This is a genomic window from Pseudomonas sp. R1-6, from assembly GCF_051132115.1.
Lineage (GTDB): Bacteria > Pseudomonadota > Gammaproteobacteria > Pseudomonadales > Pseudomonadaceae > Aquipseudomonas.
The window spans coordinates 3,206,384-3,232,126 of record NZ_CP071662.1 but is presented as its reverse complement, the minus strand read 5'-3'; the positions used below and the strand labels follow the sequence as shown (position 1 = coordinate 3,232,126).

At 57.2% G+C, this 25,743-nt stretch carries 24 protein-coding genes and 1 pseudogene; 11 read left to right on the top strand and 14 right to left on the bottom strand.

Annotated elements, in window-relative coordinates:
- Positions 1–24 precede the first annotated feature (24 nt).
- The 10 genes and pseudogenes from J3P81_RS14430 to J3P81_RS14385 form a co-directional block, all read right to left on the bottom strand.
- Positions 25–1,065 carry an alpha/beta hydrolase gene (locus J3P81_RS14430; protein WP_434564117.1) on the bottom strand — a complete coding sequence of 347 codons (1,041 nt, stop codon included), beginning with the start codon at positions 1,063–1,065 and terminating at the stop codon, positions 25–27.
- Between the two features lie 73 nt (positions 1,066–1,138).
- Positions 1,139–2,083 carry an alpha/beta hydrolase gene (locus J3P81_RS14425; protein ID WP_434564116.1) on the bottom strand — a complete coding sequence of 315 codons (945 nt, stop codon included), beginning with the start codon at positions 2,081–2,083 and terminating at the stop codon, positions 1,139–1,141.
- A gap of 127 nt (positions 2,084–2,210) precedes the next feature.
- The gene (locus J3P81_RS14420; protein ID WP_434559365.1) at positions 2,211–2,984 is read right to left on the bottom strand and encodes a carboxymuconolactone decarboxylase family protein; all 774 of its coding nucleotides are present in this window, start codon (positions 2,982–2,984) and stop codon (positions 2,211–2,213) included.
- Positions 2,985–3,185: 201 nt separating this feature from the next.
- Positions 3,186–3,680 carry a (R)-mandelonitrile lyase gene (locus J3P81_RS14415; protein ID WP_434559363.1) on the bottom strand — a complete coding sequence of 165 codons (495 nt, stop codon included), beginning with the start codon at positions 3,678–3,680 and terminating at the stop codon, positions 3,186–3,188.
- A 59-nt stretch (positions 3,681–3,739) separates the two neighbouring features.
- Entirely contained in the window at positions 3,740–4,732 is a 993-nt protein-coding gene (locus tag J3P81_RS14410) for an aldo/keto reductase (RefSeq protein ID WP_434559361.1), read from the bottom strand.
- A gap of 25 nt (positions 4,733–4,757) precedes the next feature.
- Positions 4,758–5,348, bottom strand: coding sequence for a flavodoxin (locus tag J3P81_RS14405; protein ID WP_434559359.1), 591 nt, complete (start codon positions 5,346–5,348; stop codon positions 4,758–4,760).
- Positions 5,345–6,334, bottom strand: a complete 990-nt coding sequence (locus tag J3P81_RS14400; RefSeq protein WP_434559357.1) for an aldo/keto reductase — start codon at positions 6,332–6,334, stop codon at positions 5,345–5,347. The genes J3P81_RS14405 and J3P81_RS14400 overlap by 4 nt, the downstream gene beginning before the upstream one ends.
- 474 nt (positions 6,335–6,808) lie before the next feature.
- Positions 6,809–7,052 (bottom strand): annotated as a pseudogene (locus J3P81_RS14395) (LysE family translocator); the annotation flags it as partial.
- A 192-nt stretch (positions 7,053–7,244) separates the two neighbouring features.
- Entirely contained in the window at positions 7,245–8,525 is a 1,281-nt protein-coding gene (gene umuC, locus J3P81_RS14390) for a translesion error-prone DNA polymerase V subunit UmuC (RefSeq protein ID WP_434559355.1), read from the bottom strand.
- The gene (locus tag J3P81_RS14385) at positions 8,512–8,943 is read right to left on the bottom strand and encodes a LexA family protein (RefSeq protein WP_420763597.1); all 432 of its coding nucleotides are present in this window, start codon (positions 8,941–8,943) and stop codon (positions 8,512–8,514) included. Before J3P81_RS14385 ends, umuC begins: the two co-directional genes overlap by 14 nt.
- Before the next feature lie 99 nt (positions 8,944–9,042).
- On the opposite strand from J3P81_RS14385, the gene J3P81_RS14380 reads away from it, so the two are divergent.
- Positions 9,043–9,249, top strand: a complete 207-nt coding sequence (locus J3P81_RS14380; RefSeq protein ID WP_434559353.1) for a hypothetical protein — start codon at positions 9,043–9,045, stop codon at positions 9,247–9,249.
- A gap of 214 nt (positions 9,250–9,463) precedes the next feature.
- The gene (locus tag J3P81_RS14375; protein ID WP_434559351.1) at positions 9,464–9,709 is read left to right on the top strand and encodes an EAL domain-containing protein; all 246 of its coding nucleotides are present in this window, start codon (positions 9,464–9,466) and stop codon (positions 9,707–9,709) included.
- On the opposite strand, the gene J3P81_RS14370 is transcribed toward J3P81_RS14375, so the two are convergent.
- Positions 9,681–11,786, bottom strand: coding sequence for a TonB-dependent siderophore receptor (locus J3P81_RS14370; RefSeq protein ID WP_434559349.1), 2,106 nt, complete (start codon positions 11,784–11,786; stop codon positions 9,681–9,683). The two genes, J3P81_RS14375 and J3P81_RS14370, sit on opposite strands and share 29 nt — an antisense overlap.
- Positions 11,787–12,021: 235 nt before the next feature.
- On the opposite strand from J3P81_RS14370, the gene J3P81_RS14365 reads away from it, so the two are divergent.
- From J3P81_RS14365 to J3P81_RS14355, 3 genes are all read left to right on the top strand, one after another.
- Positions 12,022–12,537, top strand: coding sequence for a sigma-70 family RNA polymerase sigma factor (locus J3P81_RS14365; RefSeq protein ID WP_434564115.1), 516 nt, complete (start codon positions 12,022–12,024; stop codon positions 12,535–12,537).
- Positions 12,524–13,504 (top strand): FecR domain-containing protein, encoded by a 981-nt coding sequence (locus J3P81_RS14360; protein WP_434559347.1) that lies wholly within the window; start codon positions 12,524–12,526, stop codon positions 13,502–13,504. The genes J3P81_RS14365 and J3P81_RS14360 overlap by 14 nt, the downstream gene beginning before the upstream one ends.
- A gap of 120 nt (positions 13,505–13,624) precedes the next feature.
- Entirely contained in the window at positions 13,625–16,015 is a 2,391-nt protein-coding gene (locus J3P81_RS14355; RefSeq protein WP_434559345.1) for a TonB-dependent siderophore receptor, read from the top strand.
- 287 nt (positions 16,016–16,302) lie between these two features.
- On the opposite strand, the gene J3P81_RS14350 is transcribed toward J3P81_RS14355, so the two are convergent.
- Positions 16,303–16,776 (bottom strand): LysR substrate-binding domain-containing protein, encoded by a 474-nt coding sequence (locus tag J3P81_RS14350; protein WP_434559343.1) that lies wholly within the window; start codon positions 16,774–16,776, stop codon positions 16,303–16,305.
- Positions 16,763–17,263 carry a MaoC/PaaZ C-terminal domain-containing protein gene (locus tag J3P81_RS14345; RefSeq protein WP_434559341.1) on the bottom strand — a complete coding sequence of 167 codons (501 nt, stop codon included), beginning with the start codon at positions 17,261–17,263 and terminating at the stop codon, positions 16,763–16,765. The genes J3P81_RS14350 and J3P81_RS14345 overlap by 14 nt, the downstream gene beginning before the upstream one ends.
- Positions 17,264–17,584: 321 nt before the next feature.
- On the opposite strand from J3P81_RS14345, the gene J3P81_RS14340 reads away from it, so the two are divergent.
- From J3P81_RS14340 to J3P81_RS14315, 6 genes are all read left to right on the top strand, one after another.
- Entirely contained in the window at positions 17,585–18,610 is a 1,026-nt protein-coding gene (locus tag J3P81_RS14340; protein ID WP_434559339.1) for an AraC family transcriptional regulator, read from the top strand.
- Positions 18,611–18,894: 284 nt separating this feature from the next.
- On the top strand, positions 18,895–20,238 hold the full coding sequence (locus J3P81_RS14335; protein WP_434559337.1) for an MFS transporter: 1,344 nt from the start codon (positions 18,895–18,897) through the stop codon (positions 20,236–20,238).
- 41 nt (positions 20,239–20,279) lie between these two features.
- The gene (locus tag J3P81_RS14330) at positions 20,280–21,026 is read left to right on the top strand and encodes a nitroreductase (protein WP_434559335.1); all 747 of its coding nucleotides are present in this window, start codon (positions 20,280–20,282) and stop codon (positions 21,024–21,026) included.
- Positions 21,023–22,675, top strand: a complete 1,653-nt coding sequence (locus J3P81_RS14325; protein WP_434559333.1) for an AMP-binding protein — start codon at positions 21,023–21,025, stop codon at positions 22,673–22,675. The genes J3P81_RS14330 and J3P81_RS14325 overlap by 4 nt, the downstream gene beginning before the upstream one ends.
- A 50-nt stretch (positions 22,676–22,725) precedes the next feature.
- Positions 22,726–24,033 (top strand): OprD family porin, encoded by a 1,308-nt coding sequence (locus tag J3P81_RS14320; RefSeq protein ID WP_434559331.1) that lies wholly within the window; start codon positions 22,726–22,728, stop codon positions 24,031–24,033.
- A gap of 161 nt (positions 24,034–24,194) precedes the next feature.
- Positions 24,195–24,695: a hypothetical protein gene (locus J3P81_RS14315; RefSeq protein WP_434559329.1), complete on the top strand. Its 501-nt coding sequence runs from the start codon at positions 24,195–24,197 to the stop codon at positions 24,693–24,695.
- A 3-nt stretch (positions 24,696–24,698) separates the two neighbouring features.
- Here J3P81_RS14315 and J3P81_RS14310 read toward each other — a convergent pair whose 3' ends face one another.
- Positions 24,699–25,676 carry a polyprenyl synthetase family protein gene (locus J3P81_RS14310; RefSeq protein ID WP_434559327.1) on the bottom strand — a complete coding sequence of 326 codons (978 nt, stop codon included), beginning with the start codon at positions 25,674–25,676 and terminating at the stop codon, positions 24,699–24,701.
- Between the last annotated feature and the right edge of the window lie 67 nt (positions 25,677–25,743).

Below are 25,743 nucleotides of genomic sequence, written 5' to 3'. Positions count from 1 at the left end.
GATACGCGATCCCCGAACAGCCCATCAAAGGGTTCGTGCGTAGAACGTTGTCAGCTTGCCCATTGCCGCGTCGACATAACGCGGAACCCAGTAGGTTTCGATGTGGGTGGCGCCGTCGATGATGAGCAATTCCTTGTCCTTGGTGCCGGTGGCCTTGGGAAATGCATCCTGGGTCATGTACAGGCTGTCAGCCTTGCTGCCGGCGATCATCAGCAATGGCTGATTGATCAACTCGATCTGATTGGTCGCGTCAAAACGCATCAGGTCCAACAGGCTGCTGGTGGTGTACTTGAACGTTGAGTTCGGGTGCGCGTGGGTTTTCCAGTAGTACTCGTAGCCCTGGCGATACAGCTCGAAGGGCAGCTTGGCGATCTGCTCGTCGGTGAGGTTGGCGTCACCCGAATAAAACACAGCACCGCCGGCCGCCTCCTGAGCGCGCGCAGCGGAAGCCTGTTGCAGGCGTTGCTGAACGCTGTCCAGTTGCGAGTCGTTGTAGCCGTTGCGACGCACCCGACCGGAGTTGAACATGCTAATGGTTGCCAGCGATTTGAAGCGTTTGTCGGTTTGCGCGGCGGCCAACGAATAGCCACCGCCGCCGCAGATCCCGAGCAGGCCCAGGCGCGTGCTATCGACCCCCGCATATTGGCTGATGAAGTCTGCCATGCCATGGATGTCTTCGATGCGATACGCCGGCTTGTCGATGCTGCGAGGCTGTCCGCCACTTGCGCCCTGGTAGGCCGCATCGGCGGTGATCGTGATGTAGCCCTGTTCGGCCAGGCGCTGGGCGTAAAGACCAGCGACCTGCTCTTTGACGCCACCGTTCGGATGCGCGACCACAACGGTCGGGTAGACCTTCTTCGCATCGTAGTTGGCCGGGGTGTAAACGTTGGCCGCGATGTCCAGGCCGTTGAGCTTGTAGCTGACCGGATGGATGCTGACCTTGCCCGGTTCGTTTCTGGTAATGGCGCCGTCGTAAGCCAGTGTGAGCGGGTTTTTTTTGTAGTCCGCCGCGCCGGCTTCGCCCGCAGAAAGGCCAACCAGCGCCGACATAAGCGTGGCTTTCATAAAGGTGTTTATCACTTGAAACTCCTGAGCAATCAAAAGAAGGGCAGTTGGAAAAAGTGGATGTGAGCCCTGGTTAGTCCAGGTGCTTTTCTTTTAAGAAACTCGACACCAGATCCGCGATCCGCACGTTGTTCAAATCGGACATGGGGAAGTGGGTATTGCCCTTGATGCCGATTTCCGGCAAATGGATCAGCCTTACGTCACCGCCGCGCTGGTTGACGGCATCGCGCCAAAGCCGGGCCATCTTCAGCCGTGCGCGCCAACTGTCCTGAGCGGGCAGGTCAACGGCTTGCTCCGGGATGTTGTCGCCGTAGAGGATCAGGATCGGAACGCGCGTGAGCGCCATGAACTGATCAATCGGCACGGCCGCACCCTGCACCGTGTCGAAGGCACTGGGGATCGGCGCGGGCACCTGACCCTGCGGGAAGACAAAGCTGCTGCCCGGCTCGAAGGCGACAATGGCCTTCACCTTGTCATTCTTGATCGCGGTCAGCCAACCCGGCCCGCCACCTTGCGAGTGCGTGAACAGAATGCCGGGGCCGATTTTGTCGAAGACCGCCGACACACCATCAGACACCACACCCATGTCGAACGGCCCGGTGTTCGGTGTCATTGCCCGGAAGAATTGCTCGCGCGTCTGTGCATCCTTGCCTACTTGCACACCGTTGAAATAGTTGGGCCACAAGCCGATGCGAAACTGGTTGAACCACAGTTGTTCGTCCGGCGTCGGTTTGACCGTCGCCTCGACCATGCTGCGGCCGGCATTGCCACGTCGCGGCTGGTCGATCAGGTACACACCGAAATGGCGGCGCAGGAAAATGTTCTGGAAGCCTTCGCGGCCGTCGGCGGTGGTTTCCCAGGTCTTGGAGAACTGGCCTGCGCCATGCCACATGACGATGGGTAGTTTCCGGGCATCGATCGGGATTTGGTAGAAGGTATAGGCATGGTCACCGTGATAGGTCTGGCCATCCGGAGCCATCGGCTTGCGCGGGTTGAACGTGCCCGGCGCAGTGGTCATCGTTCCACCGGCGGCGAAGCTGCCTTGCGCCTGAATCAGTAAAGGGCCTGAACCATCGGGCTGGTTCGCGCAGGCTGCCAACAGGCTGAGCAGGGTGATGCTGAACAAGCGTTTTGCATGTTTCATGTTATTTCCCCGAAGCTTCAAGGGCCTGGGTCAGCGCCGTATCTGCACGCACGGCGGTCTGTGCATCGCCGTGCTTTTTCAACTGCTCGATGACTTGGCGCAACTGCGCTGCGCTGAGCCCGACGCGCAGACTCGCCAGCATGTGCGAGCGCAATTGCGATTCCACACCCGGCGTCGCCGCCAGCGCCCCGACGGTGGCCAGTTCGCGGCTTTGCCAGTCGAGGTTGTCGCGCTCGAAGATGTCGCCAAACAGATGGGTTTGCAGAAACCGGTTGATCACCGGAGCGAACTCGAACACCGGGCCTTTGACCGGGGAACCGGAAATCTTCGTTTGATTTGCCGTGCCGGCCGCCAGCAGATCATCACCGGTTGGAGTGGCACGGCTTGGCTCACGCCCCGGTGCATCCTCAATGCCACGTTGCTTGCGCATCTGCACCACCGTCATCTGTTCGTTCAGGGCGTTGAGGCTGCGCGGAAAGCCGACGTAGGCATAGAGCTGCACCAGAATTTCCCGGGTCTCACTGATGGTCAAGCCGGCATCGAGACCTTCGTTGAGCGCTGCGTTGAGTGAGGGCATGTCACTGGTCGCCATGAACGCTGCGATCAGGGGAATCGCCTGTTGTTTGCTCGACAGCGTTTCTGCGCTGGCTTGTGTGCGGGTCATGGTTTGCGATGCCTCGGCGGCTGGAGTGGTAGCACTGAACATCACCCCAAGGCTCAGACAGAGCGCCATCAGCGCAGGATGGGGTCGGATCTTGCTTGCGTCTGTGGTCATCGTGAAAAGCTCCGTCCATTGCGGATCACTGCGGTATCGCTGGATCGTACGGAGGACGGTTGTGGTGATTAACCCCGATATTGCGCAAGGACTCCTGAGCAAAACTCATGAGTCGTTTTTACGATTGCCGCTGAAACCTGGCGTTGCCGCACAAATACGGGGGCTTGAGGAGTTTTGATGGCTCAACGCGAAGGAGCTGCGCTACGGTTTCGACACATTCGGTAACTTCATTTTGCCGGCGTATTGCGCCTCCGAGACTTTCTCTGCCCAAGTCACGGTCTTGCCGTCCTCGGCTTCTGCAATCGCGATGTGGGTCATGCCGTTACTGGCGGTGGCACCATGCCAATGACGGGTGTGCGGCGGAATCCAGACAATATCGCCCGGATGGATTTCCTGTCGCGGCCCGCCTTCTTGCTGCACGTAGCCTACCCCGGCGGTGACGATCAGCGTTTGCCCCAACGGATGGCTATGCCAGGCGGTGCGCGCACCGGGTTCGAAGGTCACCGTGCCGCCGCCGATGCGCGCCGGCAGATCACCCTTGAACAGGCCATCAACGCGTACCGCGCCGGTGAAGTTTTCAGCGGCGCCCTTGATCGAAGGCTGGGCGCCGTTCTGGATGATGCGGATTTCGCTGGCGGCCTGGGTTTCTGCGCTCAACAGCGACAAGGCAACAAGCGGTGCGATCAACCGGTTCATCGAATGAACTCCTGTCAGACAGTGAAGCTGCTCCAAGCCCGGAGCAGCGGTGGCAAGGCTCAGAGCCCGGTCATTTTCAGCGCCGATTCCGGCAAACGTTCACCCCGCACCTGGATCTGCGCCATCTGCTCATTGATCACACGCAGATCGTCGCCGGTCAGTTCCAGTTCGACCGCGCCCAGGTTCTCTTCCAGTCGGTGTTGTTTGGTCGTGCCCGGGATCGGCACGATCCATGGTTTCTGCGCCAGCAACCAGGCGAGTGCGACTTGTGCAGGCGTCGCCTGCTTGCGCTTGGCAACGGCCTTCACCACGCCGACCAACGCCAGGTTGGCCTTGCGCGCTTCAGGTGAAAAACGCGGGACCAAATTGCGGAAGTCGCTGACGTCAAACTGGGTGTTCTCATCGATCTGCCCCGTGAGGAAGCCCGCGCCGAGTGGACTGAACGGCACGAAGCCGATACCCAGTTCCTCCAGTACGCCAAGCAGTTCATGCTCTGGGCCACGCCAGAAAAGCGAATACTCGCTCTGCACCGCTGTTAGCGGTTGCACGGCGTGTGCCCGGCGGATGGTTTGCACACCGGCCTCGGACAGGCCGAAATGCTTGAGCTTGCCCTCGGCGATCAGCTCCTTGACGGTTCCGGCCACATCTTCAATCGGCACTTGCGGATCAACGCGATGCTGATAAAACAGGTCGATGCGATCAGTGCGCAAACGCTTCAACGACGCCTCTGCCAAGGCGCGGATATGCTCAGGTCGGCTATTGGTGCCGCCGGCTCGTGCGCCGGTGACCAGGTCAATATCGAAACCGAATTTGCTGGCGATGACCACCTGTTCACGGATCGGTTGCAAGGCCTCGCCCAACAACTCTTCATTCGCGAATGGGCCATACGCCTCGGCGGTGTCGAACAAAGTGATGCCTTGCTCATGGGCCGAGCGAATCAGCTTGATCATGCTCGGTTTGTCGGCGGCCGGGCCGTAGGCGGAGGTCATGCTCATGCAGCCGAGGCCCAATGCGGAAACTTCCAGGCCGTTGCCCAAAGTGCGTGTTTTCATGGTGCTTCTCCAATCCAGAAATCGGTCAGCGCTTGAGAGGGTGGTCGCTCAGCCAGCCATTCACGCGCTCCATGGTCTTGCGCTCTTGCTCACCCTCCATCACAAAACCTTCCATCACCTTAGTCTTGGGCGCGTGCCTTTCTAGGACGCTGCGGCTATTGCCCAAGCCGTAACCACCGTGGGTGGTGAAGGGGATGAGGGTTTTACCAGTCAGGTCGTGGGCGCTCAGAAAAGTACGCACGATAGGCGGGGTGGTCTCACCCCAGATCGGAAAGCCAAGATAAATCGTGTCGTAGTCGCTCATAGCGTGAACCTTGCTTTCCAGCTCGGGCTCGAAGCGGCTGTCGCGCTCCTGACGCGCCTGCTCCACGGTTTGCAGGTAGTCCTCGGGATAGGCTTTGGCCGGACGGATCTCGAACAGGTCGGCACCCAGTCGGCGCTGGATGAGCCCGGCGACCACGCGGGTATTGCCGGAGCGGGAAAAGTACGCCACCAGAATTCGCGAGCCTGAACGTGGTATTTCGCTGGCGGTTTGCGTGTCGGCGAATGACAGCAACGGGGCGCTCGCCAGTGCGGCGATGACCGTGCGCCGTAGAGGATCGTGATCGTTGTTCATCGCCCGACGCGCGCCTTGAGGGCCTCGGGATAACGCTCGCCTTCGATGCGGATCTGCGCCAGTGCGGTGTCAATGGACTGGAGTTCGGCCGCGTCGAGGATGACGTCCGCGCCGCCAAGGTTTTCTTCCAGGCGATGCAATTTGGTCGTCCCGGGAATCGGCACAATCCACGGCGCCTGCGCGAGCAACCAGGCCAACGCAATCTGCGCCGGTGTCGCTTTTTTTTGCGCGGCTATCTGGCGGATCAACACCACCAACCCTTGATTGGCTTGTAGTGCTGACTGGCTGAAGCGCGGCACGATGCTACGAAAATCGTCGCTACCGTATGTGGCGTCGGCCGCTACTGTGCCGGTGAGGAAACCCTTGCCCAGTGGACTGAAAGGCACGAAGCCGATCCCCAGATCCTTGAGCGTCGGCAGGATTTCCTGCTCAGGCTCACGCCACCACAATGAGTATTCGCTTTGCAGCGCCGTGACTGGCTGTACCGCATGTGCACGGCGAATGGTTTGCGCACCGGCTTCCGACAGGCCGAAATGCTTGACCTTGCCTTCGCCAATCAGATCTCTCACTACACCTGCGACGTCTTCAATCGGTACGTCCGGGTCAACCCGATGCTGGTAAAGCAAATCAATGAAATCGGTCTTAAGTCGGCGCAATGAGCCTTCGACGGCGAGTCGAATGTGCTCAGGGCGACTATTTAGAATCTGCTGCTTATTGTCGGCACCGAAGGTGAAGCCGAACTTGGTGGCGATAACCACTTTGTCGCGAACTGGCGCCAATGCCTCACCCACCACTTGCTCGTTCAGGTACGGGCCGTAAACCTCGGCGGTATCGAAGAACGTAACGCCTCGGTCAACCGCCGAACGGATCAGCGTAATGGCTTGTTGCGTGTCAGTCGCCGGGCCGTAGCCATGGCTCAAGCCCATGCAACCCAAGCCCAGGGCTGACACTTCGAGTGAACTGTTTCCGAGTGTGCGCTTGTGCATTTCGATCTCCCGACGTTTGCGTTGGGGAAACAGTAAGCCAGCTAACGAGTGGAGACTAGACGGGTAGATCGGCAAGGGTTCATGAGGTTTGCTCATCAGTCCCAGAAGAGAGGAAGGTGGCGCCTTGCCCTAAAAGAAGCCCAGGCGCTCTTAGCAAAGACATACTCAGTTCCCCATCCAGAATTCCTTCTGGCACAGAATCAGGCTTAACGTGCGCGTTCGATAATAATCGACCGTCCGCTTTTAGCCGAAAGCTGCCTGTCTCAATGCGCTCTAATTGAGCCGGTGCTGTACGCAGCCAGATCTGTAATGAAGCCTCGCGCCGTACGCGTACGGAGACCTGCAATTATTCGACGGAACAGGGTCGATCTTCGTTGCTCCCGCAGTTGTCGTCGTTCCGCGCCGCGAAGACTAACGTCATCCGGGGCGCGGATTTACTTCAACGCAGCTACCACGGCATCGAAGAATACCAGTCATCGAAACCACCACTACGACTGCCAGCATCGACAAAAACGTGCTGGGTGAAACGTGGGTGACCATGGATTTAGGATTGCCAATGTTCGTAATGACCCCTTGGATGAATGACTGCCAAGGCCAAAACTCCTGACCGCGTAGCAGCTACCGCTTTGTGGACTACTGCAACGAAATTTGGCCCTGAAATAACGACACCGGCCAGGTAAACCAAAAAGACTGTCAAAACGGCGGGAACATCGATCATCTGCATTCCTTTGCGAACGTTGTGGCAGGGGACGGTCATCATTCAGTTCAAAGCCGTCCGCGGCTTCAACGTACAACGAAAAAAATTCGATTCAGGGCTTTTGAGCGTAGTTGTGTTTTTACACACTCTGGGCCGTAAGTAGTCGGCATAGGAGGCGCATTTTTTAAGCTGCAGATGCCGAACGCGTCCTCGCTAGCGGGCTTTCACCGTCCACAACTGCTCAAGCTTCGTCGTATAGCTCTGACTCATCAGCTCTCGACGCATTGCCCAACCAGGCGCTGCAGGCACACTCGCTATCCGAATAACCCCCTTTCCCCATCGACCATTGATTTCATCCAAAACACTCATCACCTTATCAGCCATGACGGGTTGAGAATGAGCGAACAGATCATCAGTGAATTCGCCAGGCTGGCGCAGATCCATCAGCAAAACTTCTGCTTTGCTGTACTTGAAGCCAGGCCGGAATAGACGGTTTACCGCTTCGGTTGCGGCCTTGGTCATGAGCCGCACGTCGTTGGTCGGGTAAGGCAATGCGACCAACGCCCCGTTCGCATACTTCGCTTCCTGAGGGTTGAACATGCCGGTTCTAATGCTCACGCGGATTTTCTTGCACAGCGAGCCTTGAGCTCGGAGCTTTTCCGCCGCGCGTTGTGTGTAGGTAGCGACAGCTTCCTTGATTGGCTCAATCTCGGTGAGCCGCGTGCCGAACATCCTGCTACAACAAATCTCCTGCTTGGGTGGATCAGCCTCACTCAACTCCAAACATGGGGTGCCGGCAAGTTCGCGAGCGGTTTTCTCGATCACCACGCTGAATTTTTGACGAAGCATCCACGGGTCGGCTTTGGCCAAGTCCATCGCGGTCTGGATCCCCATTGTTTCCAGATGCGCCTTCATGCGCCTGCCGATGCCCCAGACCTCGCCGACATCAGTGTTGCGCAGCGTCCAATCCCGTTTGAAGGGATCACAGAGATCCACTACGCCGCCCGTGATATCCAGCAGCCGCTTGGCGGTATGGTTGGCAAGCTTGGCCAGCGTCTTGGTGTGGGCGATTCCAACCCCGACAGGAATGCCAGTGCGTTTGAGAAGGGTAGAACGCATGTGCCGGCCAAACGCAGATAAGTCACCTGGGATACCGGTGAGGTCGGCGAACGCCTCATCAATGCTGTAGATCTCAAGCGTCGGTACTAACGATTCAATGATCGTCATGACACGCTCGCTCATGTCGCCGTACAGAGCGTAATTACTGCTGAACGCCACAACCCCATGCCGACGTAGATGATCTTTGATTTGGAAGTACGGCTGGCCCATCTTTACGAAAGGTTTTGCGTCGTAGCTACGCGCAATTACACAGCCATCGTTGTTGGACAGCACCACAATAGGTGTCTTCGCGAGGTCAGGTCTGAAGACGCGCTCGCAGCTGGCGTAAAACGAGTTGCAGTCAATCAGGGCGAAGACAGGTTCACGTGTTGTCATGATCGCGGACGCTGTATTTCACTACACCCCAAATCATGAGTTCGTCGCCTTCCATCACGTGCCTTGCCGGATACTTGGGATTTTCCGACAGAAGTATTACGGCGTTGTCGCGCAAATGCAGACGCTTGAGCAGTGGCTCGGAGTTAAGCGCAGCTATAACGATGTCCCCACTGATCGGATCTATGCTTCGATCAACCACCACCATATCCCCCGAATAGATCCCCGCGCCCTGCATGCTGTCGCCATCGATCCTCACGAGATAGACGTGGGGAGCTCGTACATCGAAGAGCTCATCCAGGGAAATGTGCTTTTCGATGTGGTCAGCAGCGGGCGAAGGGAAGCCTGCAGGCACCTTGAATGAATAAAGAGGCAGCTTCTCGCCGCCGGTAGCCAACAGGCCCAGGATGGTGATGCTCATGATGCAAGCCTTAAAGGGATTAACTGTGCGTATATACAGTTAACGATTTGCATCGCTTGCGGTCAATGTCATAAGCAGCACTATTCGACGGGTGACAGCATGCGCGGACGCATGGCGCCTGAGCATGCTCGTGAATGGATTGATCCCGACACGCCACCTGACCGAGCGCGCGAATTAGCGATGGAGCATTGTCGACCAGCAACAGACTTTCATTGGTACAAGGTTGGCAAGGATGTCGGAAATGTTCGCAAACAGGGCTCGCATCTGATTCAGCCGCTTTCCTTTGCCTCTGATGCCGATGATTGAGCAGAGACTGACACCGTAGCCCTGCAGAGGCCTCACGTTCTGTGTAGGCATATGGACAGCTACCTCATTAGCCCAGCCGCTTTCCTTTGGCAACGGTACCCGTCTGCGCTGATCCACAGCTATCGGTGGAACATCCGACGGGAGAATTCACGGTGGAACTGAAGCTGGTTGATGTTTTGGCACCGGCTATTCGGCCCTCAGCTACTTGAGTCGCTTGCCCATCGAAACGCTCAAGATCCACCGCTCGTTTATCAACGACATCGAACACAACCGCGACAGCGCGGAACTGGTCAAGGCGATTATCTCCATGGCTCATAGCCTTCGGTTGACCCTGGTTGCCGAAGGTGTCGAGGAGGCCTCTCAGCAGGCGCTCCTGAAAATCGATTCCTGGCGCTCGAGCGGTGAATGCATTGCGACCTTGGCGATCACTGTCAGAGGTCGAGGCTCAGACTCACACTGAGGTTACGCGGCTCTCCGGGCAGGACCCAGGCACTGTTATAGGATCGTTCGTAGTACTTGCGATCGAACAGATTGTTCAGGTTCAGCCCGAGCGTAACGTCTTCGCTGGCTTTGTAGTGCGCGAGCAGATCGACAATGCTATACGACGGCAGTTTGAAGCTACTGCCAGCCTGGCCTGAGCGTTCGCCGACATAGTTGAAGGCTGCGCCCATGTCCGATCCACGCAAGGCGCCGTCCTGAAACTCATAAACACCCATCAGGCTACCGCTGTTGCGGGCGATGCCTAACAGGTCGCTGCCTTTGGGTAGCGCGGAGTCGCCTTTGGTCACCTCGGCGTCGATGTAGGCATAAGCACCGATAACACGCAGGGCATCGGTGATCTGGCCGCTGAACTGCAGATCCAGGCCCTGGCTGCGAGCCTCACCGGCTGCGACACTTTCACCGAGCGCGTCGGTCGTCACGACGTTTTCCTTGTCGATGTGAAACAGAGCGATGGTCGCACCAATACGGCTGTCGAACAGGTCCAGTTTTAAACCGGTTTCATAACCCAGGCCTTTTTCCGGTTTATAGACCTGGCCTTGCGTGCCGATGGTATTGGGCTTGAAAGACGTGGACGCGTTGGCGAATACGCCGACCTGTGGTGCCAATTGGTAAAGCAGCCCAACGCGTGGAGTGGCGACGTCTTTTTCCTGGCTGTTGCTGACAGCTGTCGTGCGATTCAGCGAAGTCTGCTCGATGCGCTCCAGGCGCACGCCGATCAATCCGCGCAGACGATCGGTAAAGGCGATCTGGTCCTGCAAATTGAGCGCGTAGCTCTCGGTGTGCTCGTGGAAATCGTTGGCGCGGGTCAGGGCCGGCTTGGGCTGACCATAAACGGGGTTGTAGATATCCAAGCCATAGCTTGCAAGCGTGGCGCTCTGGGGATACTTCTGGCTGTTGCGGTAGTTTTCATACTCCAGTCCCGCCAGCGTCTGATGCTGCCAGCCGGCCAGTTCGAAGTTGCCATGTAGCTCGGCCTGGGTGATGTTGTCGTTCCATTCAAAGTCACGCTCGCGATAGAAACGCGTGATGGTGGTGCCGACCAATGCTTGAGGTTCCGAGCTCGCCCCATTGAGCGTGCCCTGCGTGTAGTGATTGGCCAGGCGAACCTTCCAGTTGTCGTTCAAATAATGTTCCAGCGCCAGATCAATGGTCTGGTTGTCGTTGCGTATCTGGCCATCGTTGGGCTCACCCATGAAGGTCGACCGCTTGACCGAGCCCAGCTCACCATTGACTGCCGGAATGCCGCGGTCGAACACCGATTCGGTACGGGAGAACTCGGTGTCGAGCATCAGGCGGGTGTCTGGTGAAATCTGCCAGGTCAACGACGGGCTGATGATCCGTCGTTGACTGTCAACGTGATCGCGAAAACTGCCATTGTCTTCGATGGCCATGTTTACTCGTGCCAGCAGGTTGCCCTCGCTGTCGAGTGGCGAGTTGACGTCGAGGCTGCTGCGGTAACGGTCCCAGGTGCCGGCGCTGATGTTCAGGTTGCTGAACGCCTCAGCCTGCGGACGCTTGGTCACGATATTGACCAGGCCGCCGGGATCGCCGCGACCGTAGAGACTTGCCGCCGGGCCTTTGAGCACTTCGATACGTTCGATATTGGAAGTGTCCGGCGCGCTGTAGCTGCCACGGTTGATGGCAAAGCCGTTCTTATAGAGTTCGCCGGTGGTAAAACCACGGACGCTGTAGTTGAGAAAAGTTAGTCCGCCAAAGTTGTTCTGTCGTGAGACACCGCCTGCGAAATCCAGGGCGCGATCGATTCGCGTGGTGTTGAGGTCCTTGATCACCTGGGCGGGTATTACATCGATGCTTTGTGGGGTATCGCGAATGTCGGAGTCGGTGCGAGTAGCTGTGCTCGAACGCGTTGCTCGATAACCTTGCACTGGACCATCGGCACGCTCCTCCACGGTGGATCCGGTGATAGTCAACGCGTCCAGCGTCAGAGGTTGTGCGGCTGAAATAGGTTGTCCAAGTAGCCCGAGGGTGAATCCTGTCAGCAGCGGAACGTGATGTTTCAAAATGAACTCTCCCATAAAGATGTAATAACATAACATTTATGGGGCCAGTCACACCACAACCTATAGATCGCCACTTGCTTGTTGATTGGGCACCGTCCTGATGATCATCTGCGTGCCTGGCGTTCCCTCGCAGCCTCTACAAAATGATAGCGTTCGCCCAAAGCAGACACTAAGCAGCACGTATTTGCCTCAGGCCTACCGCATGAGTAGAATGCGATTAATTATCAATCATGTATTTGCCGGGATTCCGATGCGCAGCGATGAACCACTAGGTACTGCAGATCTAGGGCTGCTCTATCGAACCCACCACTCGTGGTTGCACGGCTGGCTAATCCGACGCATTGGATGTCGTGATAACGCAGCAGATTTGGCGCAGGACACCTTCGTACGCCTGCTCAAATCCCGTCAGCCCAGCCCCTTGCGTGAACCACGCGCCTATTTGAGCAGTATCGCCCGCGGGTTGATGATTGATCAGTATCGCCGTCGCGAACTCGAACGTGCCTACCTGGAGAGCGTCGCGTTACTGCCTCAACACGAGGTTCCCTCGGAAGAAAGCCGACTGCTGATTCTCGATACGCTCGAGCGGATAGATCGCATGCTCGATATGCTTAAACCGAGAGTTCGCCAGGCGTTTTTATTTGCCCGGCTCGACGGCTTGACCTGCGCACAAATAGCCGAAAAGTTGGGTGTTTCCCGTGCGACGGTGGAACGCGATCTGGCCACCGCCCTGCAACACTGTTATCGCTTGCGTTATGTCGAGGCGTGAGTCCCAGACGCTGGATCCGGCCGTTGTCGACCAGGCGATCTACTGGCAGGTGCGCCTGCGCTTCGATCAGCCAGATGAGCAAACACAGCGCACATTTGAGCACTGGCTGCAGCAGTGCCCGGAGCACGTGTTGGCGTGGCAGCGCGTGGAAGCGCTTGGGGATGAATTCGCAGGCGTGCCAGCTCAACTGGCCCGGCAAACCCTTAATGGGACCAATCATGGAATGCGGCGGCGGGAAAGCCTGAAACTCCTGGGCATATTGGCGACTGTTGGCACTGCAGCCTGGCTCGGCCGGGACTACACACCCGTACCCGCCATGCTTGCGCAGCAGCGCAGCAGTACCGGCGAGCAACGGCGCTTCCAACTCGATGATGGCAGCCTAATCCAGCTCAATAGCGATAGCGCCGTCGACAGCGATTTCGATGCCCAGCGACGTCTGATAATCCTGCGACGTGGTGAAATCATCGTGAATGTCGGCGCGGATCAACACTCGCCTCGAGCGCGACCGTTCTGGGTGCAATCACGTGACGGGATCATGCGCGCTCAGAGTTCCCGCTTTCTGGCACGCGAGTTCGACGGTGGCACGCTGGTCGCGGCTCAGGAAGGATCAGTCACGGTTTTCCCCGGCTCCAGTCAAACGCCTGCCAGCCGCAGTGTTCAGGCAGGAAATCAGCTGCTGTTCACATCAAGTGGGGCCCGAATGTTCAAAGGCAACGGCCTTGATCTATGGAGCTGGGGTGACGGGGTGATCAGTGCGCGCAATATGCGCCTCGATGATTTCATCGTGGAGTTGTCGCGCTATCGCCCCGGTGTACTGCGCTGCGCCGACGAGGTCGCGGATCGTCGCGTTTCCGGCACCTTCCAACTCGCCGACAACGATCAGGTCCTGGCATTGATCGCGCAGTCACTGCATTTGCACGTTGATTATCGGACCCGTTATTGGGTGACCGTGACCGCTGCCACCTAAGCCCATCAGAACTTTGTGTCATCTGAAAAAAATAATGAGGTGTATTCTCATTCTCGTTCGACCTCTTAGAAAGGCCGGAATACAGGCCTGTCTGCCGATGTCCTTTCTTGGAGCGAGAATATGAGTTCGTCCCCTGTTTCCCAGCGCCATCCATTGAATCGTGCCTTGCACGGTGCGATTTTGGGGCTGATCGTAAGCAGCTACGCCTTGCCATCGCTGGCTCAAACGCCGAGCGCTGACCACAGCAATCAGGTCAAGCAGTGGAACATCGCTGCCGGCCCGCTGGCGCCGGCGCTTGACCGCTTTGCGCGCGAGGCTGGCATCAGCCTTTCCTTCGACGCGTCGAGTGTAGCGAACCGCACCACTGCTGGCGTGAATGGCACGCTCGATACGTCGGCAGCGCTGTCATCCTTGCTACAGGGAAGCGAATTGCAAATCCAACAGCAAGGCCCGAATGCCTATCTACTGTTCCCTCAGCCTACGCCCGCCGGCCCGCTGGAGCTCGACACAACGTCCGTCGAGGACTATCGCCTTGCGCCCCTCATCATCAATGCCAAGGTCAGGGTCAGTGCCGACGACGACGCCAACTCGGTTGTCGCCAAGGAACTCTGGGTGGGCGGCAAGGTGGCCACCAGCATTCTCAATACACCGGCATCGGTGTCGGTTGTTACCAACAAGGAAATGGAACAACGCAGCGTCAGCACCACGGAAGAGGCGCTGCAATACACGCCCGGTGTGGTCAGTGACTTCTATGGTACGGATGACCGCAACGACTATTTCCAGATCCGGGGCTTCCAGGCCACCACCTACCGTGACGGCTTGACCCTGAGTTCGATGCGCGGCGTACGCGAAGATCCATTCGCTTACGAACGCATAGAGATTTTGCGTGGCGCCAACTCCACGCTGTTTGGCCCAGCGGACCCGGGCGGTTCGGTGAATTTCGTGACCAAACAGCCGCGCTTTGAGCAGTTTGGCCAAGGCTATGTGACCTACGGTTCGTTTGACCATGTCGAGACAGGCATCGATGTGGGGGATGCGCTGAACGACGAGAAAACCTTGGCTGGCCGCTTTACTGCCAAAGGCCAAAACAGCGACCGCGAATACGATCACTCACAGGACGACAACCAGTTGCTGATGGGTGGCCTCACCTGGGCGCCCACGGATTACACGTCAGCCACCGTGATTCTGGACTATCTGAAAACCGAAAGTTCGCCCAACAGTGGCGGCTATCCGCTGGACAAGGAATACGACCGCAGCAAGTTTTATGGTGAGCCGAGCTACAACTTTCACGATGTCGAGCGCACCAGCCTCAGCGGTAACGTCACCCATGACTTCGACAACGGCTTCGTATTGCGCAGCAATCTGCGTTACAGCAAATTGACCGATGATTTTGGCTACGTTTACATCAGCGACAGCGCCGCGCGTGTCGGTACTACCGTTGACCGGTACTTGTTTGGAACGGACAGTGAGGCCGACCAGTTCAACGGCAACCTGATGCTGCAATACGATGCCCGCTTCGAGAACATCGACAGCAGCAGCCTGGTGGGGGTGGAATACCTCGATTCGACTACCAAGGAAAGCTCGGTCTACGCCCTGACGACCCCGATTGACGTTGCAAATCCCGTGTTTACTGGCGTTTCACGCTCTATCACCCCGTATGCGGTCAACAAGCGAGACGCGACCACCAAGGCCGTATTCCTTCAGCAGAACCTATCGTTCTACGAGCGTTTCATCGTCACCGCCGGTATGCGCAACGATTCGATGGACCTTACCAGCAAAGGCTTGCAATCCACCGAGAAAGACAACTTCTCCGAAACCTCCTACCGAGGTGCGTTGACCTATATCGTCAACGATGAGGTGTCCACCTATGTGAGCATGGTGGAGTCCGTCTCGCCGCCTCAGGTTGGCGTAACACCGCAGACCGGCAGGCAGTACGAAGTGGGCGTGAAGTATGCGCCGATGGGGATGGACGCACTGTTCTCCGCGGCCGTTTATGACTTGACCCAGGAAAACGTCACCATCGCCGTGGTGCTGCCGAGCGGCATCATCGAGCAACAGACGGTGGGCGAATCGCGGGCGCGTGGCCTCGACCTGGAGGCCAAGGCGCAGGTGACGCAGAACCTCAGCCTGATTGGTGGCTACTCCTATATGGAGTCCGAGGTACTGCGCGGTTCGTTGTACGACGGCAGCTCCCTGAAGGGTAATGAGTTCACCACGGCACCCAAGCATTCCGCTTCGCTCTGGAGTTATTACGACGTGCCCGGTACTGATGTCAGCGTTGGCTTGGGCGCGCGCTACGTCGGCTCTTATTACTTCGATGCAGCCAACTCCGGCAAAAGCGATGGCGCCACGCTGTTCGACGCCGCCTTCAACTACGAGATCGCCAAGGGCACCGACCTTGCGGTGAACGTCAGCAACCTGCTGGATGAGCAGCACGTGGTCGGTTCCGGCACAGCGAACTTCTACAACCCGGGTCGCGAGATTACCGCCAAAGTGAGTTACAGCTGGTAAGCAGGCGTGTAAGCCTTCGTCCCCTATGGGAAGCGGTGCCCGCTATACGCGGGTACCGTCAACTTGGCCATAATTGTGCGAGATGAAAAGCAAGGGCGTTCGATTTTCATCGTTACGCGCCAGCGGTTGCTACGCGCGAAATCCAACGATGCTCACCGGAAAAAATCGCCTGATGTTCGTCCGGTTGTGGCACCTGAAAATGTTCGGTCCGAGCCGCGAGTCATTCGCCTTGGGGGCGGGCAGAGGAAGGTGGGACTGTTAATCAGGCCAACACCAATGAGGCCGCGCTAATGCCTCTTCTCTTGGAACAACGCACTCACCCATTCGACAAATACCCGCACATTGGGTGATAGATGACGGCGATCCGGAAACAACACGGAAACGGTTTTCGGCTCGACTGGAACATCCGGCAGAACTTCCATTAGACGTCCGCTATCGATGTATCGCTGCAGCGCCGGGCGCAGCCCCTGCACCATCCCAATCCCCGCCAATGCGCAATAAAGCAATGCCTCTGCGTTGTCGACGACGATGCCGCTGCGCATCTTCACAATGATAATTTTACCGTTGCCCCTGAACCGCCAGGGCATGATCTGGCGGCGCTGTTCAACCATGAAGTTGACAGCCAGGTGCGCCTGCAGATCATCCAGCGTGGCTGGTAAACCATGTTTCTTTACGTAGGCGGGAGCCGCGCAGGTCACCAAAGCAACCTCGCCGATACGTTTGGCAACCAGGCTCGAATCATCCAGATCACCGAGCCGCACGGAACAATCGATGCCTTCTGCAATAAGGTCGGTCGCCCCTTCGCAATATCAATACGGCCACCTCATAAACAAGCACTGTTTTTCCGGAATGGGTGGTGACATCGACCTTAAACACGACCCAGCCCCGTTGATGATTTGACGCATGAATGAATGATCGAACGACTTGAACGGATAGCTTGAGCGTGTCTCCAGGCACCACCGGAGCAACCATTCTGAAACCATCGATCTTGCCACCCGCCACGACATTGGTTTGAAGCAGCAAAGCGTCGCACATCAGCCGCTGCGAAATACCGAAGGTTTGCACTGCACTGGCACAGTGCACGCCAAGCGGACTCGAACGGGCAAGGTCAGGATCTATGTGAATGTCGAGAGGATCGTACTCTGCGGCAAAGGCAATGATCGCCTGCGTTGTAATAGGCGCAGATTGCTTGGCCGTCCAGAGGCTACCTGGCGTGAAGTCTTCCCAGTACAGCTCTTTCTCTGTCACGGTAACTCCTGGATTCTGTAGCGTCAGACTCAACGTAACCGAAGGTTGCCGGCCGATAGTGTCGGTGGGCGACGGCCTGGACAATGTCCAAAAGCCTCGGCGTGGTTGAATGTTTTGGACAACTATCAAGACCCGCCATCAAAGCCTGGGAAGAGGGCCCATGCGCTTGTTGATAACAAAACCTTCGGGTTGACAGGTCATGTCGAGAAGTCGGAACGTAGAAAGCGTTCAGGCTCGTCAGGTTGCCCAAGGCAGGACTGCCGAAGAGATTCAAAAGTCAGCATCAAGTCAGCAGGCAACCACCGGCAGAGGGGAAAGGGCGTGCTCATCCAGGATAAAGGAACGACTTCAATCGGATTGGTGCATGAGGCCCTGGAGGGCGCGTTGCGTCGCCAGCTGGACACCTCCCTTGCACTGCAGCAAGCACGTATCGACCCTGTACTCCTCACTTCCCCCCAAGCCAGGGTTTCGGCTGCAGCATTTTCTCGGCTGTGGGTCGCGCTCTCGGATCTGCTCGACGATGAGTTTTTCGCAATCGATAGCCATCCCATGCGACGGGGCAGCTTCCGATTGATGTGCCAGTCGTCGATTGACTGCGAGTCGTTAGAGCAAGCGTTGCGACGGATTCTGAAATTTTTGCGTCTCGTACTGGACGATATTCACGGTGAGCTGAGTTTTGATGGCGACTGCGCCGTCATCGTTATCCATGACAACGGCATTGAACGTCGTCTCTTTAGTTATGGAACATGGCTGATCCTGGTCCATGGACTGCTCTGCTGGTTGGGTAACAGACGCATTCCCATTAAACAGCTCTGCTTCAGGCCGAATCGACCACTCGACGATAGCGACTATCGGATGCGCTTCTGTGAAGACATTCAGTTTGGTGCGCCAGCGACGATGATTCGTTTCGAGCGCAGTTTTCTAAGCCTCAAAGTCGCGCAAAACAAAGCCAGTCTATCGGCTTTCTTGAAGGAGTCGCCTGCCAGTCTGCTGGTGAAATATCGTAACGAGGACAGCATCAGCGCCCAGATCCGCCTCAGATTGAGAGGCCTCGATCCGGAGCAATGGCCAGAGCTGGACAAGATGGCAAGCACGCTGTGCATGTCTTATTCGACGCTCCAGCGAAGACTGCAGGCCGAGGGGGTCAGTTATCAGCGTTTGAAAGACAATCTGCGCCGTGACATGGCGATCAATCTGTTGTGCCAGCCGAATATGACCGTGACTGAAGTGGCTGCCCTCACGGGTTTCCAGGAAAGCAGTGCGTTTCATCGTGCATTCAAAAAGTGGACGGGCGTGAGTCCCGGCGCTTACCGCCGCTCCAATGCTGACGAATCGGGCGAGATTTAAAAGCGTTTCTTGCGCTTATACAAAAGCACTGCGTCCCCGCCAGATTACCTCCTGTGATCTGCAACTCGTTTCATCCGCCAAAACCTCAACAGACCAGGGTCATCCCGGGCGTGGCGGGTAAGTCACGAGTGTCCAAAACGGTCACGTACAACGATGCCGTCGGGCATAGGCCGCCGCAAAGGCAACTCCTACGATGCGCTGCAGGTAGCCCTGGCATCGCCTGTCAAGCGAGCCAGTAACTCTTCGCACTTCACAAACAAAAACAAGATCGAAGGAGACGCGATATGCAGCCGGTAAACGTCTATACACTCGCGGTTGAATCAAAGTTCAACCGCTTCCATGGGCTCATCCTGTTTTGGTGTGTGCTCATTCTGATCATCGATGGTTATGACCTTGCGGTCGTCGGTGCAGCCCTTCCGGCGATCATGAAGGACATGAACGTCGATCCAACCAGCGCCGGCGTCATGGCGGGCTCTGCGCTCTTCGGAACGATGCTGGGCGCCATTTTTCTTGGCACGCTAGCCGATCGTATCGGGCGTCCCAGGATGATCGCCATCTGCGTGGCCTTGTTCAGTATTTTCACGGCGGCGGCAGGCCTCACCAGTGACCCGATCAGCTTCAGCGTAGCCCGCTTCATCGCCGGCCTTGGCATCGGCGGCGTACTGCCTATCTGCACCGCTCAGATGGGTGAATTTTCTCCACTCAAACTGCGTACTCGGCTGGTCACCCTGGTTTTCGCGGGGTACTCCGTGGGCGGAATCCTGGTCGCGCTGACGGGTAAGCAACTGATCGAGAGTCATGGATGGCAATGGGTGTTTTTTGTGGCGTTGCTGCCCGTGGTGCTTATTCCCCTGATCCTGAAGACCATGCCTGAATCCATCGGCTACCTGCTCAAGACCGGACGTCAGGACGAACTGCGAGCGATCGCTCGTAAACTGGACCCTGCTCTCGTTATCGACGAAAACACGCTGACGACAGGGAACGCCACGGTCCTGGATAAGCAGCAAGCACCGGTTCGTAACTTATTCAGGGAGGGGCGGGGCTTCAGCACTTTAATGATCTGGGCCGCGTTCATGACGGGCCTGTTCATGGTCTACGCCCTTAACTCCTGGCTAACCAAGCTGATGGCGATGGCTGGATTCAGCCTGGGTTCTGCGTTGAATTTTGTGATTGTTTTCAACTTGGGAGCCATCGCCGGTGCAATAGGCGGAGGGTGGTTGAGCGACAAGCTGAACATCAAGCACGTACTGGTCTGCTTCTATATCGTCGGTGCGATAGCACTCACCGTTTTGGGTTATACGCGTTCAACGTCGTTGCTGTTTCCAGTGGTGTTCATCGTCGGCGCATCGACCCTGGGAACTCAATTGCTGGCGTATGCGTACGCTGGCGATTTCTACCCGTCATCGATTCGTTCAACCGGCGTGGGTTTCGCGTCTGGTGTGGGACGAATAGGCGCAATCGTCGCCCCTGTCCTGATTGGCTGGCTGGTGTCGTTGAACCTTGCGCTCGAGAAAAACTTCATGGCCATCAGCCTGGCTGGCCTCATTGGCGCTGTCGCCGTAACCCTGATCAATCAGTCACGCGCCGACTCTACCCAAGTCAGAAAATCCCCGGCCCTGTCGAACTGATGGATGTCCCCGTCTGTAGCTGAATCCGTGGAATTGAATGCATGAAAATGAATCGCTTATCCAAACCGCCCATACCGCCTGAACTGCTTGCTCAAACGGTTGATTGGGCGATCGCTTCGCGCCGCAGTATTCGGGCTTTTTTGCCCACTCCCGTACCGCGCGAAGACATTGAGGCGATCCTTGATGTCGCTCGGTTCTGCGCTACGGGGGTGAACATGCAGCCTTGGCGCGTGCATGTCGTCACTGGAGAAGCAAAGGCTCGTCTTTCATGCGCCATCGCGGAAATTGACAACGATCCATCACAGAGCAACGACCTTGAAGATGCCTATGACTATTACCCACGCGAGTGGACTTCACCCTACGTGGATCGGAGAAGGCAGGTCGGGTGGGAGCTCTATGGGCTGCTGGGCATTGAAAAGGGAGACAAGCAGCGGATGCATGCGCAACACGGCCGCAATTACCAGTTCTTCGACGCCCCCGTCGGCCTGATCTTCACCATGGATCGGGTGTTGAAGGAAGGCAGCCTTCTTGACTACGGCATGTTTCTACAGGCCGTGATGGTCGCTGCGCGTGGAAGGCATCTGCACACCTGCCCACAAGCCGCTTTTTTGAAATATCACCAGGTCATTTCGCAAGCCCTTGCGATTCCCTCGGATCAAATGCTGGTTTGCGGAATGAGCCTTGGATACGCCGACGAGAGCAGCATCGAGAACACCTTGGTCACTGATCGGGAGCCGGTGAGCGCGTTCTGCACTTTTCATCACAATAATAAGGAAACAACATCATGACCCCTGGTGCTTATGAAAGTGGGCTTGATCGCTGCAAGGCCAACTATCTGCCCCTGACGCCACTTGGTTTTCTGGATCGGGCAGCCCTTGTGCACCCGGATCGGGTAGCGGTGGTGCATGGCGAACTGCAACGAACCTGGCGTGAAACCCGCGAACGCTGCTATCGACTTGCCTCGGCACTTTGCGAAAAAGGCCTGGGAGCAGGGGACACCGTTTCAATTCTGTCTCCTAATACTCCTGCCATGCTCGAAGCGCATTTCGGGGTCCCCCTCAGCGGCGCGGTACTCAATGCGGTCAACTACCGCCTCGATGCCGAAGGTGTGGCATTCATTCTGCGTCATGGCGAATGCAAGTTGCTGCTGGTGGATCGAGAGTTTGCTGCGCTTGCGGAGGCTGCATTGGCACTCCTCGAACATCCCCCGATGGTGATTGATATCAATGATCACCTGGCGCCATTTTGCGCGAGTGTCGCAGACATTGACTACGAAACCTTCATCCGCAGCGGCAGCCCTGATTTCGAAGGCGTCTGGCCGGATGATGAGTGGCAGCCGATAGCGCTCAACTACACCTCCGGTACAACCGGTGATCCAAAGGGCGTGGTCGCGAGCCATCGTGGCACCTACCTCATGAGTCTGCTGCAGATGACCAACTGGCCGCTCACGCGGGCGCCTCGTTACCTGTGGACATTGCCGATGTTCCACGCCAACGGATGGTGTTTTACCTGGGCGATCACGGCTGTGGCCGGCACGCACGTCTGCCTGAGAAAAGTGTGCGCAGAGACGGTGTTCGATGCGATCGATAACCACGGTGTCGATCACTTCTGTGCGGCGCCGATTGTCATGGCCATGATTGCCAACGCCGAAGACCGCCCCGCGCTCAAGACGCCGGTTCGAGTGTTGACTGCTGGGTCTCCACCTCCGGCCAGCATACTCAACGCAGTTGTTTCACGAGGCTTCGACGTGGACCACGTGTACGGAATTACCGAAGTGTCCGGTACGCCGATCAGCTGCGTCTGGCAAGACGGCTGGGACGATTTAACGCCCGGTGAGCAAGGCGCTATGCGAGTACGCCAAGGGGCTCGTGCAGCCGCCTTCGAAGGTTTGATGGTGGCTGACGCCGATACGATGCGGCCAGTCGCAAAAGATGGCCAGACAACGGGTGAGCTGCTGCTCAGGGGCAACACCGTAATGATGGGTTATCTGAAGAATGACAGTGCAACCCGAAAAGCATTCGAAGGCGGTTGGTTTCATACGGGTGATGTCGCCGTCGTGCACCCTGACGGCTACGTCCAGATTACCGACCGGTGCAAAGACGTGATTATCTCCGGTGGGGAAAATATTTCGTCTGTAGAGATCGAGGAGGCGATCCACTGTCACCCGTCTGTTCTGTATGCCGCGGTAGTCGCTCAGCCGGATGACAAATGGGGTGAAGTACCGTGCGCGTTTGTCGAGCTGAAAACGGGTGTCGAGCCTCCCACCGAAGCAGAAATAATGGAGTTCTGCCAAGCACGTCTGGCTCGATTCAAATGTCCGCGCAGAGTGGTCTTTACGGTGTTGCCGAAAACCGCAACCGGGAAAATCCAAAAGTTTGTACTTCGAGAGCAGGCAGGCAGTCGCGATGCCATTGTCCGTTTGGCTTCGAATGGCTAGGTCGTAGTCGCTTCCATCACCTACTAAAAATAAGAATCGGAGCGTTATAAGTGAGCCTGAAAAAAATAACTGCAACGTTGGTGTCTGGCAGCATCGCCCTCAGCGGCCAGGCGTTTGCCGACTTTCTAAGTGATAGCAAAGCCACCTTGGGCATGAGGAGCTTCTACTTCAATAACGACAACCGCGATGGTGTCGCTGCCCCTTCAAAAACCGAAGAGTGGGCGCAGGGCTTCATGCTGGACTTCAAGTCGGGTTATACCGAGGGCGCCGTTGGTTTTGGTGTTGATGCCCTTGGGTTGCTGGGCGTCACCCTGGGCAGTGGCAAGGGACGTCACGTTGGCAGCTCGATGATTCCCTCGGACAGTGACAACCGCGCCGTCGACGAGTGGAGCCGGCTGGGACTGACCGGTAAGGTCAAAATGTCCAGGACCGAACTGCGCTACGGCACCTTGATTCCGAAACTTCCGATTCTGGTCGCCAACGATGGACGGGTGCTTCCACAAACCTTCGAGGGCGGCCAGATGACTTCGAGCGAGTTCAAGGACTTGACCCTGACGGGTGGGCGAATTGAACGGGCAACCGGTCGTGCCTCAACGGATCAGACGGGGCTCGCCGCTATGGGCGGTACGCGTCAAAGCAACCAGTTCGCCTTCGCCGGGGGTGACTGGAAAGTCACCAAGGACCTGACGGCTCAGTACTACTATGCCCAGCTCGAAAACTACTATAACCAACAGTTTTTCGGACTGACGCACACCCTCGCGTTCTCGGACAGTCAATCGTTGAAAACCGACCTGCGTTACTTCAGGACTGACGCGTCAGGTGAAAACAGTTCCGGTACATCGGGCTACCGAATCAGCGGTTACACCAAAAACGGAGATGGCGTTATCGACAATCGTCTCTGGAATGCTGCATTGATCTACAGCATCGGCGCTCATGCGATGACGGCGGGTTACCAAAGCGTCTCGGACGGTAGCAGCTTCACCCAGCTCAATCAGGGTGGCCTGATAGATAAAGGCGCAGCAGGCAGCTCCTTGTACCTGCACACAGATCGTCTGATCCAGAGTTTCACCCGTGCAGGGGAGCGCACAGTATTCGGTCAGTATGCCTATGACTTTGCCGCCCTGGGTGTCCCGGGCCTGAAAGCCTCGGTCATGTACCTCTCCGGTGACAACATCAAGACGAGATTCGGTGACGATCAGAAAGAATGGGAGAGGGATATCTTTCTGGACTACGTCATTCAGTCGGGAGCGCTCAAAGGGGTTGGCTTCGGCTGGCGTAACGGTAAATCCAATAGCGAAGCCGCCCGTGACCAGGATCATAACCGGGTGTTTGTCAGCTACAGCATTGCGCTGCTCTAAGGGCGCAGCATCGCCATCCTCGGCCCGGCGCCCCCGTGGCAACGCGCTTGCGAGCAGGTCAGGCAACAAAAGCGTTAATGCGCTAGAGCGCGACAGCCAGGCTGACGTAGGATGGCGTCAGCGTTTCACTCCGTGACTTTCCTCGAATAAGGTACGAAACCATGCGGCTTATGATCCTGCTGATCGGTGCACTACTGAACTTCCACGTGTTGGCGCAGGAGTCAGCCCAATCAAAAGATTTGGATCAACCCAAAGATCTGAACCAGCCGGCGATGAAGTGGACCCTGCTGGATCAGAACGAGAAGGCGTATACCTTGAACGACAGCGCTCAGGTGCTGTTGATAGCGCGCAGTATGTCGGCCGCCAAGTTAGTGGATGCGGCGATGGAAGGCCACCCGGAGGGCTATCTTGAAGCGCGCCACATTGTGTACCTGGCGGATATCGAGAAGATGCCTTCTATGATCAAACTGGTGGCAGTACCGGCCATGCGTTCGGCCAAATACAGAATTATGCTCGACCAGGACGGCAGGGTTGCCACCCGCTATGGCGGCGACCGGGACACCGTCCAGTGGCTCGCCTTGAACAATGGCGCGGTCGTCAATGAGCAGCGTTTTGCCGACGCCGAAAAGTTGAAACAAGCAATCGCCGAGCAGGCCAAGTAGGCTCTACAGCCTTGCGCCACGTTGTCGCACCGCTTTCTCGAAGATCATCCGCACATACCAGGTGATCATTCGCGAGGGCCCGAAAACTTCTCGCAAATGGCTTTCGGCGCTCATTAGATGAGCCTCTAGCTGTTCGCGGACTTTTTGCTCGCCGTAAAGCGCAACGAACGTCGACTTGCCCTCGTCCTTGCCCTGGTCCTTATTGCTGTCCGGACAACGATCCAAAAGGTCATCATACATTTGGAACGCCTGACCCAGCTCAACGGCAAAGTCCTGCAAGATCGGGCGTGTGTGAGCTTTGGCACCACTGATCAGCCAGGCCATGTCCATGATCGCGCTAAACAGTACCCCCGTCTTGAGGTTGTTGGTCAGTGCAATTTCCTCGGGGGGGCGGTTTTTCTGCCCGTCACGCAGATCCTTGAACTGACCCTTGACCAGACCCTGCATGCCAACGGTATTGGCCATGACCTCCACCAATTGCATGCGGATTGCGGGTGCCAGATCGGTAATCCCGGCGGCCACCCCGAATGCGCGGCTGAGGAGGGCAACGGCGGCAAGAATCGCCACGTCTTCGCCAAACTTCAGGTGCACGGTCGGCTGCCCACGGCGCAATCGGGCGTTGTCCATGCACGGCATGTCGTCCAGAACCAGTGACGCTGCGTGGATCAATTCCACGGCGCAGCCCAATTCCAGTGCCTGATCACCACCGTGCCCCAAGCCTTGTGCAGCCAGTATCAACAGAATCGGCCGGATCCGCTTGCCGGGCGCCAGCGTGGAGTCACGCATGGCCAGCGCGACAAGGTCGCGCTCGTCGCTGCTGCTCGGCAGCAGTTGGTCCAGACGCTGCTCAATAGCCGCGCGCACATCTTCCAAACGTTCGCTAAACCCATATTCGACGGTTGCGTCAGGCTCGATGGTCATCGGTCTTGACCTTTGCTTTAAGGGCAGTTGTGAAGGGTGATCTGCTTTCTGGTGGTTCACGTGATGGGCCTCAAACTCTGAACCACTTTGAATAACCAGTGCCTCAATTATCAGTCAGCGTTGCACA